This window comes from Thermovibrio guaymasensis, from assembly GCF_003633715.1.
Taxonomy (GTDB): Bacteria; Aquificota; Aquificia; order Desulfurobacteriales; family Desulfurobacteriaceae; genus Thermovibrio; species Thermovibrio guaymasensis.
In genome coordinates this window covers 953,709-970,154 of the sequence record NZ_RBIE01000001.1, presented here as the reverse complement: position 1 = coordinate 970,154, position 16,446 = coordinate 953,709, and the positions used below count along the sequence as shown (strand labels likewise).

General features: G+C 44.4%; 15 protein-coding genes and 1 tRNA gene. 13 read left to right on the top strand and 3 right to left on the bottom strand.

What is annotated here, in order from left to right; all coding sequences use genetic code 11:
• Positions 1-16 precede the first annotated feature (16 nt).
• The 7 genes from lysS to C7457_RS04970 all read left to right on the top strand — a co-directional run bounded on the left by lysS (position 17) and on the right by C7457_RS04970 (position 6,846).
• Positions 17-1,552, top strand: coding sequence for a lysine--tRNA ligase (gene lysS / locus C7457_RS05000; RefSeq protein ID WP_121170585.1), 1,536 nt, complete (start codon positions 17-19; stop codon positions 1,550-1,552).
• Position 1,553: 1 nt separating this feature from the next.
• Positions 1,554-2,783: an ABC transporter permease gene (locus C7457_RS04995; RefSeq protein ID WP_121170583.1), complete on the top strand. Its 1,230-nt coding sequence runs from the start codon at positions 1,554-1,556 to the stop codon at positions 2,781-2,783.
• The gene (locus C7457_RS04990; RefSeq protein ID WP_121170581.1) at positions 2,784-3,254 is read left to right on the top strand and encodes an N-acetyltransferase; all 471 of its coding nucleotides are present in this window, start codon (positions 2,784-2,786) and stop codon (positions 3,252-3,254) included.
• Positions 3,251-4,471: a tyrosine--tRNA ligase gene (gene tyrS / locus C7457_RS04985; protein WP_121170579.1), complete on the top strand. Its 1,221-nt coding sequence runs from the start codon at positions 3,251-3,253 to the stop codon at positions 4,469-4,471. Before C7457_RS04990 ends, tyrS begins: the two co-directional genes overlap by 4 nt.
• A gap of 28 nt (positions 4,472-4,499) precedes the next feature.
• A tRNA-Pro gene (locus C7457_RS04980) sits at positions 4,500-4,577 on the top strand.
• A gap of 20 nt (positions 4,578-4,597) precedes the next feature.
• Entirely contained in the window at positions 4,598-5,599 is a 1,002-nt protein-coding gene (gene waaF, locus C7457_RS04975) for a lipopolysaccharide heptosyltransferase II (protein ID WP_121170577.1), read from the top strand.
• 50 nt (positions 5,600-5,649) lie between these two features.
• Positions 5,650-6,846, top strand: a complete 1,197-nt coding sequence (locus C7457_RS04970; protein WP_121170575.1) for a methionine adenosyltransferase — start codon at positions 5,650-5,652, stop codon at positions 6,844-6,846.
• Between the two features lie 28 nt (positions 6,847-6,874).
• Here the strand turns inward: C7457_RS04970 and C7457_RS04965 are convergent, their stop codons facing one another.
• Both C7457_RS04965 and C7457_RS04960 read right to left on the bottom strand, forming a co-directional pair.
• Positions 6,875-7,903, bottom strand: a complete 1,029-nt coding sequence (locus C7457_RS04965; RefSeq protein ID WP_245939587.1) for a KamA family radical SAM protein — start codon at positions 7,901-7,903, stop codon at positions 6,875-6,877.
• Entirely contained in the window at positions 7,900-8,652 is a 753-nt protein-coding gene (locus C7457_RS04960; RefSeq protein ID WP_121170571.1) for a coiled-coil domain-containing protein, read from the bottom strand. Before C7457_RS04960 ends, C7457_RS04965 begins: the two co-directional genes overlap by 4 nt.
• Positions 8,653-8,686: 34 nt before the next feature.
• On the opposite strand from C7457_RS04960, the gene C7457_RS04955 reads away from it, so the two are divergent.
• From C7457_RS04955 to C7457_RS04930, 6 genes are read left to right on the top strand one after another with little or no spacing between them, the layout of a single operon-like run.
• Entirely contained in the window at positions 8,687-9,436 is a 750-nt protein-coding gene (locus C7457_RS04955; protein WP_121170717.1) for an MBL fold metallo-hydrolase, read from the top strand.
• Positions 9,437-9,463: 27 nt separating this feature from the next.
• Complete coding sequence (locus C7457_RS04950) at positions 9,464-9,718, top strand: hypothetical protein (protein WP_121170569.1); 255 nt, start codon at positions 9,464-9,466, stop codon at positions 9,716-9,718.
• A gap of 56 nt (positions 9,719-9,774) precedes the next feature.
• The gene (gene secA, locus C7457_RS04945) at positions 9,775-12,381 is read left to right on the top strand and encodes a preprotein translocase subunit SecA (RefSeq protein ID WP_121170567.1); all 2,607 of its coding nucleotides are present in this window, start codon (positions 9,775-9,777) and stop codon (positions 12,379-12,381) included.
• Between the two features lie 28 nt (positions 12,382-12,409).
• Entirely contained in the window at positions 12,410-13,270 is an 861-nt protein-coding gene (locus C7457_RS04940) for a C40 family peptidase (RefSeq protein ID WP_121170565.1), read from the top strand.
• A 20-nt stretch (positions 13,271-13,290) separates the two neighbouring features.
• Positions 13,291-14,724: a DegQ family serine endoprotease gene (locus tag C7457_RS04935; protein ID WP_121170563.1), complete on the top strand. Its 1,434-nt coding sequence runs from the start codon at positions 13,291-13,293 to the stop codon at positions 14,722-14,724.
• A gap of 11 nt (positions 14,725-14,735) precedes the next feature.
• The gene (locus C7457_RS04930) at positions 14,736-15,695 is read left to right on the top strand and encodes a sigma-70 family RNA polymerase sigma factor (protein ID WP_121170561.1); all 960 of its coding nucleotides are present in this window, start codon (positions 14,736-14,738) and stop codon (positions 15,693-15,695) included.
• Here C7457_RS04930 and C7457_RS04925 read toward each other — a convergent pair.
• Positions 15,676-16,440, bottom strand: coding sequence for an OmpA/MotB family protein (locus C7457_RS04925; RefSeq protein WP_121170559.1), 765 nt, complete (start codon positions 16,438-16,440; stop codon positions 15,676-15,678). The two genes, C7457_RS04930 and C7457_RS04925, sit on opposite strands and share 20 nt — an antisense overlap.
• Between the last annotated feature and the right edge of the window lie 6 nt (positions 16,441-16,446).

The following is a 16,446-nucleotide window of genomic DNA, read 5'->3' as shown; positions in this document are numbered from 1 at the left end:
TCATTGAGAGGTGGTTATGGCTGAAGAGAGGATTTTGGAACAGAGGAAGGAGAAGGTTGAAAAATTAAAGGAGCTTGGCTATGAACCTTACGCCTATAAGTACGAGGTAAACGCTAAGGCTGGGGAGCTCATAGGTAAGTTTGGAAAGGTTAAGGAAGGAGAGGAGAGGGAGAAGGAGGAGCTCCCGAAGGATGAGTTCTCCCTTGCCGGAAGGATTATGTCTATGAGGGTTATGGGTAAGGCTGCCTTCTTCCACATTCAGGATGAGAGCGGAAGGATCCAGTGCTACATAAGGAGGGACGTTGTAGGAGAGGAGTTCTACAATAAAGTGTTTAAGAAGCTAATTGATATTGGAGACATAGTTGGGGTTAAGGGAACCCTCTTTAGAACCAGAACCGGGGAGCTCACTCTAGAAGTTAAGGAGATGACCCCCCTTACAAAGTCCTTAAGGCCTCTACCTGAGAAGTGGCACGGCCTAAAGGACACAGAGAAGCGCTACCGCCAGCGCTACCTTGACTTGATAGTTAACCCTGAAGTTAGGGAAGTATTCAGGACAAGGACTAAGGTAATTAAGGCCGTAAGGGAGTTCCTTGACAACAGGGGATTTCTGGAGGTTGAGACTCCTGTTCTCCAGCCTATTGCCTCAGGTGCAGCTGCAAGGCCTTTCATAACCCACTACAACGCCCTTGACATTGACGTTTACCTGAGGATTGCTCCGGAGCTCTACCTTAAGAGGTTAATCGTCGGCGGTTTTGAGAGGGTCTATGAGCTTGGTAAGAACTTCAGGAATGAGGGTATAAGTACCCGCCACAACCCTGAGTTCACTATGGTTGAGTGGTACATGGCCTACGCAGACTACTACGACCTTATGGAGATGACTGAAGAGCTCTTTGAGTTCCTCCTTGAAAGGCTGTACGGGAAAGGCGTTAAGGAGATTGAGTACCAGGGAACAAAGATCTCCTTTGAGAGGCCCTTCAGGAGGATTTCATACCTTGGGGAGCTCTCAAAGAAGACGGGTTTAACTGAAGAGGAGCTCCTCCATGATGAGGAGAAGGTCCTTCAAAAGGCGAAAGAGGTCGGAATAGAGAGGGCAGAGGAGCTCAGTCACTTTAAGAGGGTTCAGGAGCTCTTTGAAAAGCTGGTTGAGCCTGAGCTAATTCAGCCTACCTTCGTAATTGACTTTCCTAAGGCAATCTCTCCCCTTGCAAAGGAGAAGAGGGATAACCCTGAACTCGTTGAGAGGTTTGAGCTCTTTATCTACGGCAGAGAAGTTGCCAACGCCTACACGGAGCTTAATAACCCTAAGGAGCAGGAGGAGAGGTTTAAGCAGCAGCTTGAGGAAAAGGCTAAGGGAGACGAGGAGGCTATGGAGTACGATGCAGACTTCATAACTGCCCTTGAACACGGAATGCCTCCGACTGCAGGTGAAGGTATAGGAATTGACAGGCTTGTGATGCTCTTTACGGATAAGGATTCAATTAGAGAAGTTCTCCTCTTCCCACAGCTAAGGCCAGAAAGGAAGTGTGGAGAGGAAATCTGCGAGGTAGAGTAGGTTGTTTAGCCCCCTTCTAAGGTGGCTTGCTTTTAGGACTGTGAAGGCAAAGGGGTATTCCTCCTTTGCCTTTTTTATAGCCGTTCTTGGAGTTGTCATTGGAGTTGCTGCTCTAATAGTTGTTAACTCTGTAATGACAGGATTTCAGGATGCTATAAAGGAGAGGCTCCTCTCTGCAAACGCAGACGTGATTGTCCTTAAAAGGGGAAGTAAGCCCTTTTATAAGTATAAGTACGCCCTTAGGAAGATTGAGGAGATTCCCCACGTTGTAGGTGCAGAGCCCTTTATATACGTTCCTGTAATGGCGGTAGGTTCGTCCTCCGTAGCGTCTTCAAGTGCTTCAATTAGGGGATGCTATCCAGAACTTGAGCCAAGCGTAACTTCAATCCCTAATAGAATGGTTTTAGGAGACTGGGAGATCTTTAAAAGGGCAGAGAACGGAGTAGTTGTAGGGAGGATCCTTGCAGATACTCTGGGCGTAACTGTTGGAGACACTATAAAGGTAATATCCCCACTTGGTAAAAAGACCCCGTTTGGAGTTATACCTAGGACCGCTAAGTTTATAGTAGTTGGAATTTTTGAAGTCGGAATGTACCAGTTTGACTCTTCCCTCATCTTAGCCCACGTAGACGACGTCAGAAGGGCTTTCGGAATAGGCAATTCTGTTACAGGGATAATGGTAAATGTGGATAAACTTGAAAACGTCCCATTCGTTAAGGAGAGAATTGAAGAGGTTTTAGGGGAGGAGTACTCTGTTCAGGACTGGATTTCTCTTAATAAGAGCCTCTTTTCAGCCCTTAAGCTTGAGAAGCTTGCAATGTTTTTAATCTTAACCCTTATTGTCCTTGTAGCTTCGTTTAACATATCAAGCCTTTTAATGGTAAACGTGAATAGCAAGGCAAAGGACATAGCTATTTTAAAGGCTATGGGAGCTCTTGACTCTTTTATACTTAGGGTTTTTATACTTCAAGGTCTTTTTATAGGTTTAATTGGAACAATTGTAGGAGAGGTGATAGGAATTTCTGTTTCCTACTTGGGAGAGAAGTACAGGTTAATTCCCCTTCCTCCTGACGTTTACTACATTGACCACCTTCCCTTTAAACTTCACTTCGTAGACTGTCTTACTGCAGCTATAGCTGCTATATTAATAAGCGTCCTTGCGACAATTTACCCCTCTTTAAGGGCAGCGAGGACTCAGCCAGTTAAAGTCTTAAGGATGGGAGAGAGTTAGTTGAAAGGAACAGTAAGGAAGGCAAAAATCAAAGATGCTGAGAGAATTCAGCTTTTAATAAACGAGTACGCTAAGCTGGGCCTTATGCTTCCCCGTTCAATCCAGAGCATCTACGAGAACATTAGGGATTTCTGGGTCTATGAGGAAGAGGGGAAGGTGCTTGGAACCTGTGCTTTAACTATCTTCTGGAGCGATTTGGCAGAGATACGCTCCTTGGCAGTTGACAGGGAACATACTGGAAGGGGAATAGGAACTGCCCTTGTTAAAAAGGCCCTTGAAGAGTCTAAAGAGTTTGGAATTTTTAGGGTCTTCACCCTTACCTATCAGGTTAAGTTCTTTGAGAAGTTAGGCTTTAAGGTCATAGATAAGGAGAAACTCCCCCAGAAAATCTGGAGGGACTGTATAAACTGCGTTAAGTTTCCAAACTGTGATGAAACTGCCATGGAGATCCTTTTACAGGAGGAGAAATGACACCTGAGGAGCAGTTAAAGGTCATAAAGAGGGGAACTGCCGAGATAATAGGAGAGGAGGAGCTCCTAGAGAAGTTAAAGAGCGGAAGGAAGTTAAGGGTTAAGGCTGGGTTTGACCCTACCGCCCCAGACCTTCACCTTGGCCATACAGTATTGCTGTGGAAGTTAAGGGACTTTCAGGAACTCGGCCATGAAGTTTACTTCCTGATAGGCGACTTTACTGCGATGATTGGAGATCCCACCGGTAAGAGTGAGACCCGCCCGCCCCTTACTAGGGAGGAAGTTTTAAAGAACGCTGAAACCTATGCCCAGCAGGTCTTCAAAATTCTAGACCCGGAAAAGACGGTAGTTGTCTTTAACAGTGAGTGGCTCGGGAGTATGACTGCCGCTGACCTCATTAAGCTTTCATCAAAATACACAGTTGCAAGGATGCTTGAGAGGGACGACTTTGAAAAGAGGTTTAAGGAAGGCCGTCCAATTCACATTCACGAGTTCATCTACCCTCTCCTTCAAGGTTACGACTCTGTTGTCTTGAAGGCTGACGTTGAGCTTGGAGGAACAGACCAGAAGTTTAACCTCCTAATGGGAAGGCATCTTCAGAGGGAGTACGGTTTAGAGGAGCAGGCCTGTATAATGATGCCTATCTTAGAGGGACTTGACGGCGTTCAGAAGATGAGCAAGAGTCTCGGGAACTACATAGGCATCTTAGAGCCTCCTGAAGAGCAGTTTGGAAAGGTTATGAGGATTTCAGACGACCTCATGTGGCGCTACTACAGGCTTGTGACCAGGGTTCCTGAAGAGGAAATAGAGGAGATGGAGAGGGCAGTTAAGGAGGGCCGTCTCCACCCGATGGAGGCCAAAAAGCGCCTTGCTGAAACGATAGTTAAGACCTTCCACGGGGAAGAGGCTGCAAAGAGGGCAAGGGAGCACTTTGAAAGGGTCTTTTCAAGGAGGGAGCTCCCTGAGAATATCCCTGAACCTGAGATTACAGTTCCTGAAAACCCCGTTTGGCTTCCCCGCCTCTTAAAGGAGGCAGGCCTTGTTAAATCAACGAGTGAAGGAAGGAGGCAGATAAGGGGAGGAGGAGTAAGGGTAGATGGAGAGAAAGTCTTAGACGAGAACGCAAAAATAGACGTTTTAAGTAAAGAGATTATCCTTCAAGTGGGTAAGAGGCGTTTTGCAAGGGTAAAGCCGGAGAAGGTTAAGGTTGAAAAGTAGTTGTTTTAACTCTATCTTTTAAGGGGCACGGGGCGTGGCGCAGCCTGGTTAGCGCGCTTGGTTCGGGACCAAGAGGTCGGGGGTTCAAATCCCCCCGCCCCGACCATTTAACCCCGGGGTAGAGATTTGAACAAGATCCTCGTATTTCAGACAGCCTTCCTCGGAGACCTCATTCTAACTTCTCCCCTGATTAAATCGGTAAAAAGGAGCTTTCCGGGTTTTCAAGTTCACTTGGTTGTTAGAAAGGGCTTTGAGGGAGTTTTTGAGGACTTCTGGGCTGTTGATAGAGTAATTTCCTTTGACAAGAAGGGATTCTGGAGGTTCTCAAAACAGCTCAGAAATGAAAATTACTCCCTTGCCGTATCACCTCACCGATCCCATAGAACAAGTCTAATCCTCTTTCTATCTGGAATTCCAAGGAGAATAGGTTATGACAGGGCAGGCTTTTCATTCCTCTACACAGACAAAGTTAAGCACGAGTTTAAAAAGGGGCTTCACGAGGTAGAGAGGCTCTTGGGACTCCTTGAGCCTTTAGAGAGGGATTTCTCATTAGTTTACGATAGGGAGGTGGAAATTCCCCTCACTATTTCAACTTATGAAAGAACTCTTTCAAAGTTTTCATTAAAAGAGGGTGAATATGCAGTAATAGCTCCCGGTTCTGTTTGGCCTACAAAGGCTTGGCTCCCTGAGTACTATGCAGAGGTAGGAAATTACCTACTAAAAAAGGGTTTAAAAGTTGTAATAGTTGGTTCAAAGTCTGATGAAGTTTACTGCAGTAGAGTTTTTGAGCTAATGGGGGGGAGAGGGATTAACCTCTGCTCTAAAACCTCTTTAAAGGAGTTCTTTTCCCTTATAAAGGGAGCTAAACTCCTAGTTTCAAACGACTCTTCTCCCGTTCACGTTGCTTCGGCCTTCAACACTCCCGTTGTTGAAGTTTACGGAGCTACAGTTCCCGACTTTGGATTCTTTCCCTACGGTAGGGGAAAATTTGTTGAACTTAAGGGACTTAAATGTAGGCCCTGCGGCCTTCATGGAGGGAAGAAGTGTCCCGAGGGACACTTTAAGTGTATGGTTGACCTAAAGCCGGAAAAAGTTATTGAGGTTGTTGAGGAGCTCCTCAATTGCTGATAATATTCACTTAAACTTTTTAACCCTACCTAATAGAAGGAGGCAGGTAAATGAACATTAAGGTCACCCCCCTTGATACTATGCCTGTTTACGCTCAGGAGATTGAGATCGTTGAGAGGAAGGGTCTTGGACATCCCGATACAATCTGTGATGCTTTGGCCGAAAAGCTCTCTGCTGAGCTGTGTAAGTTCTACTATGAGAAGTTCGGTTTTGTTCTTCACCACAACGTTGATAAGAACCTCTTAGTCGGCGGTAGTGCACTTCCAAAGTTTGGCGGAGGGGAAGTAAAGGAGCCTATAGAGATTTTCCTTTCTGGTAGAGCTATTAAGGAGTATAAGGGAGTAGAGATTCCCGTTGATGAGATTGCAGTTGAAAGTGCAAAGGAGTGGTTAAGGGAGAACATCCATGCAATAGACCCTGAAAATCACGTGAGGATTCATACATACATTAGACCCGGTTCTGTTGACCTTGTAGATATCTACATGAGGCAGCTTAAGGAGGGAGTTTCCCTTTCAAACGATACTTCCTTTGGAGTTGGATACGCTCCCTTTGACGACCTTGAGAACGTTGTCTACCACATTGAAAAGAGGTTAAACGATAAGGAATTAAAGAAGATCCACCCTGAGATTGGCGAAGATATTAAAGTAATGGGCGTAAGGGTTGGAGAGAAAATCAAGGTTACAGTTGCCTGTGCCTTCGTTGATAGGTTTGTTAAGGACGTTAATGACTATGCCCAGAAGAGGGAGAACGTTAAGAAGATAGCTACTGAAGTTGCAAAGAAGTTTACAGACCGTGAAGTTGAGGTTGAAGTTAACACAGGTGACGACCTAGAAAGGGGTAACGTTTACATAACCGTTACTGGGACGAGCGCCGAAGCCGGAGACGACGGAGAAGTCGGAAGGGGTAACAGGGTTAACGGTCTAATTACCCCATATAGACCTATGAGCCTTGAGGCAGCTGCAGGAAAGAACCCAATTACCCACGTCGGAAAGCTCTATAACATAACTTCAAACGAAATCGCCAGGAAGGTTGTTGAGGAAATCCCTGAGATTGAAGAGGCTTACGTTTACATGGTGAGCCAGATCGGAAAGCCTGTAAACCAGCCTCTAGCCGTTGATGTGAAGGTTAGGAGCTCTGAGCCTACAGAGGCCTTCCAGCCAAAAGTTGAAGTTATAGTTAGAGATTGCCTTGCAGATATGAAGAACACCTGGAAGAAGCTAGTTAGCGGAGAGGTTACAGTTTACTAATTAGGGGGAATTCCCTTCCCCCTTTAATCTATCTATCCGCCATTGTGAATATCTCTCCTTTAAACGATTCAAAGGTGTAATGGTCTCCTACCTTTTTAAACCTTTTGGGAAGAAGGGGAACCTTTCCGTAACCTCCGAGGCCGTCAACTGCGTAGTAAGGAATTGCCAGTGGAGAGATTCTCCTAAAGAGCTCCCTCAAAATCTCAAGTCCCTTCGTTATTGTTGTTGAAAAGTGCATTACTCCCTTTACCGGATCGCAGTGGAACAGGTAGTAGGGGCGAACCTTTATCTTCTGGAGGCCTCTAAAGAGCCTTTCTAGAGTATCTGCCGAATCGTTTACTCCCTTTAAGAGGACTGTTTGGTTGTTTACCGGAGCGGAGCTCTTTAAGAGAGCCCTGCAGGCTTCCTTAGCTTCAGGAGTTATTTCGTCTGGGTGGTTAAAGTGGGTGTTTATCCACACCTTTTCAGCCTTCTCAATTAAGCCTAACAGTTCTTCCCTTAAAACCTTTTCAGGGTCAACGACTGGCAATCTGGTTCCTATCCTAACTACTTCAACGGTTTCAATCCTTTTCAGCCCGATGAGTAGCCTTTCCAGCTTCTCTACAGGGAGGGAAAGGGGTTCCCCTCCAGAGATTAAAACGTCCCTTACTTTCGGATTTCCCTTTATATATTCAATGGCTCTGTCTATCTCCCTGTCTTCTATTACGAAGGGTTTTAACTTCCAGTTCCTCTTCCTCATACAGTAGCGGCAGAGAACGGGACACTGATTCGTTGTAACTATTAAAACCCTGTCTGGATACCTGTGGGTTAGGAAGGGGGTCTTTTTGTCTCCCTCCTCGTTTAGAGGGTCATCCTGTCCGAACTTCTGAACCTCAGGGTCAACTTCCTCTAGAGATGGAAGGAGCATTTTCCTTACAGCATCGCTTCTTGAGGCAACCTTTAAGTAGTAAAGACTAGAGGAAAAAGGGTAAACTTTAGTTACCTCTTTAAAAGCTTCTTCCTCTTCTTTGCTTAGCCGGATAACCTCCTTTACTCTATCAAGGTCCTTTATTATCAACTGAAACTCCAGCCGCAGGCATCAAGCTCCTTGTAGATTGAGTCCCTCTGGCCGAAGCGGACGAACTTTACAGTATCTCCTTCAAGCTTTAGGTAGATAGCCCTGTACTCCCCGTAGGGAGATGTAACCCTTATTCTGTATATGTCGTGCTTTGCATCTCTCTTTAAGAGCCTTGAGGTTGATTCAATCCTTTCAAGGGCGGAAATAAAGCTGTTAAAGAGGAAGGGGCGAACAGAGACTTCCTTTACCATGTCTTTTCTGAACCTTTTAGAAAACAGAACTTTTACTTTATTCTTTCCGGTTACAAGTTCAGATACGGAGTTTAGAGCTACTTCAATGAAGAGTTCTACCTTAGGTTTAGGAACTTCCTGGGCTTTCAAAGTCTCTATTTGGCTTTCCTTCTCCTTGAGTTCTCCCTTAAGCTTTGAAACTTCCTCCTGAAGGTTTTTTATCCTTTTCTTAAACTGGTCTATTTGCTTTAGTTCCTCTTCCTTCCTCTTAAGCTCTCTCTCTCTGTTCCTGTAAGCCTCAAGCTTATCTCGGAGGACCGCAATCTCGCTAAAGAGCTCCTTAATCTTCCTATCCTTTCCCTTTAACTTCTCGGTTAGGTTCTTTATCTTTGAGATGAGCTCTTCCCTCGTTTCAGTCTTTTGAGCTTTCCTCCTCTTCTGGGTAATGGTGGAGCTCTTCTGCATCTCCTTTTCTGCCCTGAGGAAAAACTCCTCTATATCCCTAAATCCCTTTTCCATTGTAATCTCCCCTAAGTTTGATAAACTCAACTCCATGACACTACAGATAGAAAATTTAGGTCATTCAACTTTCTCGGTAAAGATTGGCGGTTTGGAAGTCTTAATCGATCCGTTCCTTACCTTTTCTGCAGGAGGTATAAAGAGGTTAGTTCCTCCCTCAAAAGAGCCTGAAGAGCTCTCCCCTGATGTCGTTCTCATCTCCCACGCCCACTACGACCACCTTGACCTTAAAACTATCAGGCGGTTAGGTGGTAAGTTCCCCATAGTTACACCTGAAAAGTGCGGTAAGGTCATAAAGAGCGAAAGGGTTGTTGAGCTTAAGGACTTTGAAACTTTTACCTATAAAAACGTAAAAATAACGAAAATTCCGGTATTTCACAACAGGGGGAGAAACCTCTTTTACCCTGATACAGGCGTTGGAGGTTTTGTCTTTGAAGTAGATTCAGTGAAGTTTCTCTTTGGAGGGGATACGGCCTTTTCTGAGAACCTGTACCAGCTCTGGGCTGAGAAGTTTAAAGGGATAGATTTTGCTCTCCTTCCAATTGGTGGTTTTATGCCTTTCTTTAGGAAATTCCATCAGACTCCTGAAGAGGCCGTAAAGGGGTTTAGGATTTTGAAAGCTAAGTATCTGATTCCTATTCACTTTGGAACTTGGCACGTTATTCCCTACTACGTGAAGGGGGAGAGAGCCCTTGAAAGGCTTCTCAGTTACAGCTTTGTCTGTGGCGTTAGGGATAAGGTTAAGCCAATACTTCCAAACCAGAGTGCTGTTTTTGACATTTAAGTTTGAATGAAATATTATTAATTGGCTATGAGATTTAAGAGCTTAATAGTTGGTATTGTTTTTCTAACGGTCTTTACCTGCAGCTACACGCCAACAGGGTACTCTTTTTCGTTTGAAGACTCTCCGAAAGTTGAACTAATCCTTAGTAAAACTTCTAAAGAGGCTGTATCTAAACAGGAGCTTAGAGAAAGGGGTGAAAGGAGCGCTATTTCCTTTAATTACTCCTTTAGTTTAAAACCGTCTTACCACCTTCCATCTTCACCTCCAAGGGCTTCTCCCTAGATCCTTCCAACTTTTATGGATTCAATTAAGGTTTAAAACTAATTCCGGAGGAAAGGATGATTAATGCTGTTTTGACCAAGATATTTGGAAGTAGGAATGAAAGGGTAATTAAGAAGTTAAAGCCCATAGTTGAAAGGATAAATTCCCTTGAGAAAGAGTTTGAGAAGAAGAGTAAGGAGGAGCTCCGGTCTTTAACTGCCAAGTGGCGTTCAGAGATAGAGAAACTCCCTACAGACGAAGAGAAGTTTAAGTACATGGACAAAATCCTCCCTGAAGCCTTTGCTGCAGTTAGGGAGGCTGCAAAGAGAACTTTAGGGATGCGCCACTACGATGTTCAGCTCTTAGGTGGAATAGTCCTTCACAGAGGAAATATCGCGGAGATGAAGACCGGTGAGGGTAAAACTCTTGTTGCAACCCTTCCTGCCTACCTTAACGCCCTTGCGGGTAAAGGCGTTCACATTGTTACCGTTAATGACTACCTTGCTAAGAGGGACGCCGAGTTAATGGGTCCTGTCTACAACTACTTAGGTTTGACCGTTGGATTCCTCCAAAATCAGATGGAGAAGGAAGAAAGGAAGGAGATGTACTCTCGGGATATAACCTACGGAACCAACTCTGAGTTTGGTTTTGACTACTTAAGGGATAACATGGTCTTTTCAAAGGAGGATAAGGTTCAAAGGGACCTCTTCTACGCAATAGTTGACGAGGCAGACTCAATTCTCATAGATGAGGCAAGAACTCCCTTAATTATTTCTGGTCCTTCAGAGGAGAGCGTTGACGTTTACTACATTGCAGATGGAATAGTCCGCCAGCTTAAGAAAGATAGGGACTTTAAGGTAGAGGAGAAGACCAAGACTGCCGTTTTGACCGACGAGGGAATTAAGAGGGTGGAAGAGATTGTAAAGAAAATGACAGGAATGAAAGACTTTAACCTCTACGACCCAAAGTTTTCAGACCTCCTCCACGCAATTATCCAGTCTTTAAGGGCCCACCACCTCTTCAAGAAGGACGTTGACTACGTAGTTAAAGATGGAAAAGTGGTGATTGTTGATGAGTTTACAGGAAGGATAATGCCGGGAAGGCGCTGGAGCGACGGTCTTCACCAGGCAGTAGAGGCGAAAGAGGGGGTAAAGATTGAGGCTGAGAACCAGACCCTTGCGACGATTACTCTCCAGAACTACTTCAGGCTCTATAAGAAGTTGGCTGGTATGACGGGTACTGCAGAGACAGAAGCGGCTGAACTTAAAGAGATCTACGGTCTTGATGTTGTAGTTATTCCGACGAACAAACCTGTAATTAGGAAGGACCATCCAGACTTAATTTTTAAGACAAAGAGGGCGAAGTTTGAGGCGGTAGTAAAGGAAATTGAGAAGAACTATAAGATTGGCCGTCCAGTTTTGGTGGGAACCAACTCAATTGAAGACTCAGAGTACCTATCAAGGTTATTAAAGAAGAGGGGAATTCCCCATCAGGTTCTTAACGCTAAGTACCACGAGAAGGAAGCAGAGATTGTGGCTCAGGCAGGAAGGCTTGGGGCTGTTACTATCGCCACAAATATGGCAGGTAGGGGAACTGATATTCTCCTCGGAGGTAACCCTGACTTCCTTGCAAAGAGGGAGCTCAGAGAGAGAGGGATAACTCCTGAGAAGGTTGGTAAGGAAAAGTACGAGGAAATTTACAGGGAAACTCTTAAAAAGTACAAGGAGATTACCGAGAAAGAGAAGGAAAAAGTTAAGGAGCTTGGAGGCCTTTACATAATTGGAACGGAGAGGAACGAGTCTAGGAGGATTGACAACCAGTTAAGAGGTCGTGCCGGAAGGCAAGGAGATCCTGGAGAGTCAAGATTTTTCCTTTCCTTAGAGGATAACCTCCTGAGGCTCTTTGGTTCGGACAGAATTAAGAAGATGATGGAGATTATGAACGTTCCTGAGGATGAGCCAATAACCCACAAGATGGTGAGTAAGGCCCTTGAGAACGCACAGAGGAGGGTTGAGGAGCAGAACTTCCAGATTAGGAAGAGGCTCCTTGAGTACGATGAGGTCTACAACGTTCAGAGGAAGGTTATCTACGAGCAGAGGAACAGAATCTTAGAAGGAGAGAACTTTAAAGAGGAGATACTTGGGTTCTTTGAGGATATAGCTTGGGAACTTGTTGACATCTTTGCTCCAGAGAGTATGTTGCCAGATGAGTGGAACCTTAAAGACCTTAAGAAGACCCTTGAAACACGCTTTGGTTTTGAATTTCCGATTCCCGAGACCTACAACGGGCTTGTGGAGCTCCAGATTGAAGGTGCCTTTAATGACAGGGAGAAGTTGGCCAAAATTATCTACGATACTTTAGTTAAGAAGTACCAAGAGCTTGAGAGCTTAGTTGGTGAAGGACAGTTGAGGGAAATTGAAAGGATGGTTATGCTTGACCGTCTTGACCACTACTGGAGAGAGCACTTAAGAGCTCTAGACCACATTAAAGAAAGTATTGGCTGGAGAGGTTACGGTCAGAGGGATCCAGTTATTGAGTTTAAGAAGGAGGCCTTTCTCCTCTTTGAGGACCTCATTTCAAACATAGAAAATGGAGTTGTTGATTCTCTGTTTAACTACTACAGGTACGTAAAGGAGCAGGTTGAGATTGAAAAGGAAGGGGCTTCTGCTCTCCATCAGGTATAATTAGCAAGGGGTATTGGAGGAGGATAGTTTGAAGAGATTGTTAACTTCCCTTGTGCTTGCCTTCACTTTTGCTCTACCTGTCCAGGCTGATATTTACAGGGTTAAACCCGGTGACTCCCTCTACAAGATTGCTAAGAAGTTCCACACAACTGTGTCTAAGATAAAGAGGCTGAACGGTTTGAGGAGTAATACTATAAGGGTTGGACAGAAGCTAATAATTCCCGGAACAAGACATACTCCTTCTTGGTACAGGAAGTTTAAGCCTAGAAAGAGCGGTGAGACTATAGCATTCCTTAAGAAAGAATCGGAACAGGCTCTGAGTTCAAAAATTGTAGGGAGTGAGATTAACCCTCTTACAGAAGTTGTTTACAGAGAGGCTGAAGAGCTTGCGCAGGTTCTTTCTACTCCCTTGGACGTAAAGTACGATAATTGGAGCCTTTCAATTCTTAACGATCCTGAGTATAAGGGAGCTCTCTTTAAGCTCTTTGCTGAGATATTTAAGAAACTGAAGAATACTCCCTACGTTTTCGGTGGGAATAACCCTCACTTTGGCCTAGACTGTTCCTCTTTTACGATGTACGTCTATAGGAAACTTGGAATTAAACTTCCAAGGACTGCAAGGGCTCAGTTTAACGTTGGTGTGCCCGTTGATATTGGTAACTTAAAAGTTGGAGACTTGGTTTTCTTTAGAACTTACGCCCGTTATCCTTCCCACGTAGGTATTTACATAGGAAACGGCAGATTTATCCACTTTTCATCAATGTACCATGGCCTTGCTATTTCCAGCTTGAGTGAGAGGTACTTTAAGAGAAGGTTCATAGGTGCAAAGAGGGTTCTAAGTGAGAAGAAGGTTAAGAAAATAATCTACGCTTTAACAGAGAACAAGTAAAATCAAAAGGAGGTAGTGCGATGAACACCAGACAGCTTCTAAGGAGTTTTACGGCTGCAGTTTTCCTTTTTGGTCTTTTCTCCTCCCAGCCGGCCCTTTCAACTCAGGTTCGGGACTACGAGGTTGTTGAATCCCTCCAGAACGTTTTTGAGGAAGTTGTTGAAAAGGTTAAGCCTGCAGTCGTTAATATTAGTACAGTTTCTGAGGTAGAAATAAAGCACCCTCCCATTCCCCCCGAGTTTAGGAATTTCTTTCATGATTTCGGATTTCCGTTCCCTGAGATTCCCCGGCGTTTTGAAACACGCTCTCTGGGTTCAGGTTTCATTGTTAAGGTTGAAGACGGCTGGGCATACATACTGACGAACAACCACGTTGTATCAAAGGCTAAGAAGATAAAGGTCAAACTGAGTGACGGCTCCGTTTATAAGGCAAAAGTTGTTGGAACTGATCCAAAGACCGACGTTGCTCTAATAAAGATAAAAGTTGGAGATAAAAAGGTTCCTGTAGTTGAAATTGGGGATTCAGATAGGATAAAGGTTGGTCAATTCGTTATAGCAATTGGTAACCCTTACGGTTTAAACTGGACTGTGACCCACGGTATTATCTCTGCTAAGGGAAGACACGGTTTAGGCCTTAACCCGATAGAGAACTTCATCCAGACCGATGCTGCGATAAATCCCGGCAACAGCGGTGGTCCTCTTTGTGACATTCACGGTAAGGTTATCGGGATCAATACGGCTATAGTTAGGAATGCTCAAGGACTTGGTTTTGCAGTTCCGATAAACATAGCAAAGAAAGTAATGGATGACCTCCTTAAGTACGGTAAGGTAATAAGGGGTTGGCTTGGAGTTTACATTGAGGACGTTTCTCCTTCACTTGCTAAGAAGTTTGGCGTTAAAGAAGGGGTTCTCGTAACTAAAGTCATGCCCAACAGTCCTGCTGAAAAGGGAGGTTTGAAGGCTGGAGACATAATTGTTGAGTTTAACGGAGAACCTGTAAAGAACGTTACAGACCTTCAGTTAAAAGTAATAAATACAAAGCCCGGTGAGGAAGTCAAAATTACTGTAATTAGGGACGGTAAGAGAAAGGTCCTTAAAGTGAAAATTGGCCAAATGCCGGGAACCCAGTCACTTGCCCATGTTGATTTAATGTCTAAATTTGGATTTTCCGTTCAGCCGTTAACTCCTGATTTGAAGAGCAAGTTGAGAGTTCCAAAGTGGGTCAAGCACGGTTTAATTGTTACTGAGGTTAGCTCAGGTTCATCTGCTGATGATGCAGGCCTTAGAGAGGGAGATATTATTGTCGCTGCTGGTGTAACTCCCAAGGATTTAAGGCCCGTTAAGAGTGTTGATGACTTGTTAAGTATTATTAAGAAGGCAGGTAGCTCCGGAGTTCTCCTTAAAGTAGTAAGGGGAGAAGGAGTAATTTACGTAGTTTTAAACCCTGAAGATTAGGAGAGGTTGGTATGGAAGAGAAGGAGTTTCTATTTGAAGATGAAGAGAATGTAGATATTGATAACTTAGACTTTGAGGGAGAAGAGACAAGTCTTACCCTCTTTGATCAGGAGATAGATCCTACTTTAATTGAATCCTTTGTTCCTGATAAGGACTCTCTGGACGCTTTCTTAAAGTCAATTTCAAAGATCCCTCTTTTAACGAGGGAGGAGGAGATTGAGCTTGCAAAGAGGGCAAAGGCGGGGGATAAGGAAGCTTTAAAGAAGCTTGTTGAGTCAAACTTAAGGTTTGTTGTCAGCGTTGCAAAGAAGTACCTCGGTTGCGGTCTTCCCCTTCACGACCTTATAGCTGAGGGGATTTTGGGGCTGATTGAGGCGGCTAGAAGGTTTGACCCTGATAAGGGAGTTAAGTTTATCTCCTACGCAGTCTGGTGGATTAGACAGTCCATAATGCAGGCCCTTGCCCAGCAGACAGGTGCTGTTAAGATACCTGTAAAACAGGCAGTTTTAGTCAACAAGATTACCCGTTCTTACGGGGAGCTCCTTAAAGAGCTTGGAAGGGAACCAACCATAGAGGAGCTTGCGCAGCACGTTGGGATGGAGCCTAAGGAGATAGAGAGACTCCTTTCCATCTGCCAGGTTCCACTCTCCCTTGATACTCCCATTGGTGATGAGGAAGATACTACCTTTAAGGACTTCCTTAAGGGTGAAGGGACCGCTGAAGTTGAGGAAAAGGTAGTTCAAGAGGAACTCAAGCAGAGCATTCAGGAAATGCTTGAGCAGTTAACTCCTCAGGAAAAGAAGATAATTATTATGCGCTTTGGACTTGACGGGAATGAACCTAAGACTTTAAGGGAGATAGGTGAGAAGTTAGGGATAAGCAGGGAGAGAGTTCGCCAGCTTGAAACCAGGGCTAAGAAGAAGATGAGAGAGTATGCAATGAGGAAGAAACTTAACGTTTTTCTGAACTAGCCTTCCGTTCCTCCCCGCCTTTGGTGGGGAGTTTCTCCTTTTTCTTTATTAGAACCTTCTCCTCCTCTTCTTCCTTAGGAACTGCAACTTCAAGGTAGATTTCAACTCTCCTGTTCCTTGCCTGAAGTATTGGATTGTTCCAGGTATAAAGGGGTCTTGTAGCATCGTAACCGACAACGAAAACTTTTTTAGGATCAACGCCCTTTGATATTAAGTACTTTGCAACTTGAGTGGCCCTTAGAATTGAGAGGTCCCAACTGTCGTTAACACCTTTTATCGGTTTGGTAGGTTCACCTTTACTCGTGTGGCCTTCAACTCTTACCCTGTAGTTTCCGTTTAAGGATTTTATTACCTGAGCTATCTTCTCAAGGGCTTTCTTAGCCTGGGGAGTTAGTTTTACAGTGTCCTTTTCAAAGAGAATTTTGTTAAAGAGCCTGATCATTACGTATTGTTCAGTTACTACCAGCTGGTAACCGTATACCGGAAGGAGTCTTTTTATTAGCTTTTTTATCTTTCGGGCAACATCTTCTGTATAGATCTTTATAGGTTTTACTATGGAAATCTGTTTAAAAGTTTTTGCTTTTTCTCCTTGAAAGTATGATAGGAACTTCATTGCCTTTGTTATATCAAGAGTTGACATAGAGTAAAGGAGAATGAAGAAGGTCAGAAGGAGTGACATTAGGTCACTAAAGCTTGTTAGCCATGCCGGTACGCTTTTACACTCTTCCTTTTTCTTCCTTGCCATCCTACT

What these genes read in the sequence shown, in the direction of transcription:
- C7457_RS04960 (WP_121170571.1), bottom strand. Translation starts at nt 8,652, where the DNA reads ATGGAAAAGGGATTTAGGGATATAGAGGAGTTTTTCCTCAGGGCAGAA.
- C7457_RS04950 (WP_121170569.1), top strand. Translation starts at nt 9,464, where the DNA reads ATGAGATTTAAGAGCTTAATAGTTGGTATTGTTTTTCTAACGGTCTTT.
- C7457_RS04930 (WP_121170561.1), top strand. Translation starts at nt 14,736, where the DNA reads ATGGAAGAGAAGGAGTTTCTATTTGAAGATGAAGAGAATGTAGATATT.
- C7457_RS04925 (WP_121170559.1), bottom strand. Translation starts at nt 16,440, where the DNA reads ATGGCAAGGAAGAAAAAGGAAGAGTGTAAAAGCGTACCGGCATGGCTA.
- tyrS (WP_121170579.1), top strand. Translation starts at nt 3,251, where the DNA reads ATGACACCTGAGGAGCAGTTAAAGGTCATAAAGAGGGGAACTGCCGAG.
- lysS (WP_121170585.1), top strand. Translation starts at nt 17, where the DNA reads ATGGCTGAAGAGAGGATTTTGGAACAGAGGAAGGAGAAGGTTGAAAAA.
- C7457_RS04970 (WP_121170575.1), top strand. Translation starts at nt 5,650, where the DNA reads ATGAACATTAAGGTCACCCCCCTTGATACTATGCCTGTTTACGCTCAG.
- C7457_RS04935 (WP_121170563.1), top strand. Translation starts at nt 13,291, where the DNA reads ATGAACACCAGACAGCTTCTAAGGAGTTTTACGGCTGCAGTTTTCCTT.
- C7457_RS04955 (WP_121170717.1), top strand. Translation starts at nt 8,687, where the DNA reads ATGACACTACAGATAGAAAATTTAGGTCATTCAACTTTCTCGGTAAAG.
- secA (WP_121170567.1), top strand. Translation starts at nt 9,775, where the DNA reads ATGATTAATGCTGTTTTGACCAAGATATTTGGAAGTAGGAATGAAAGG.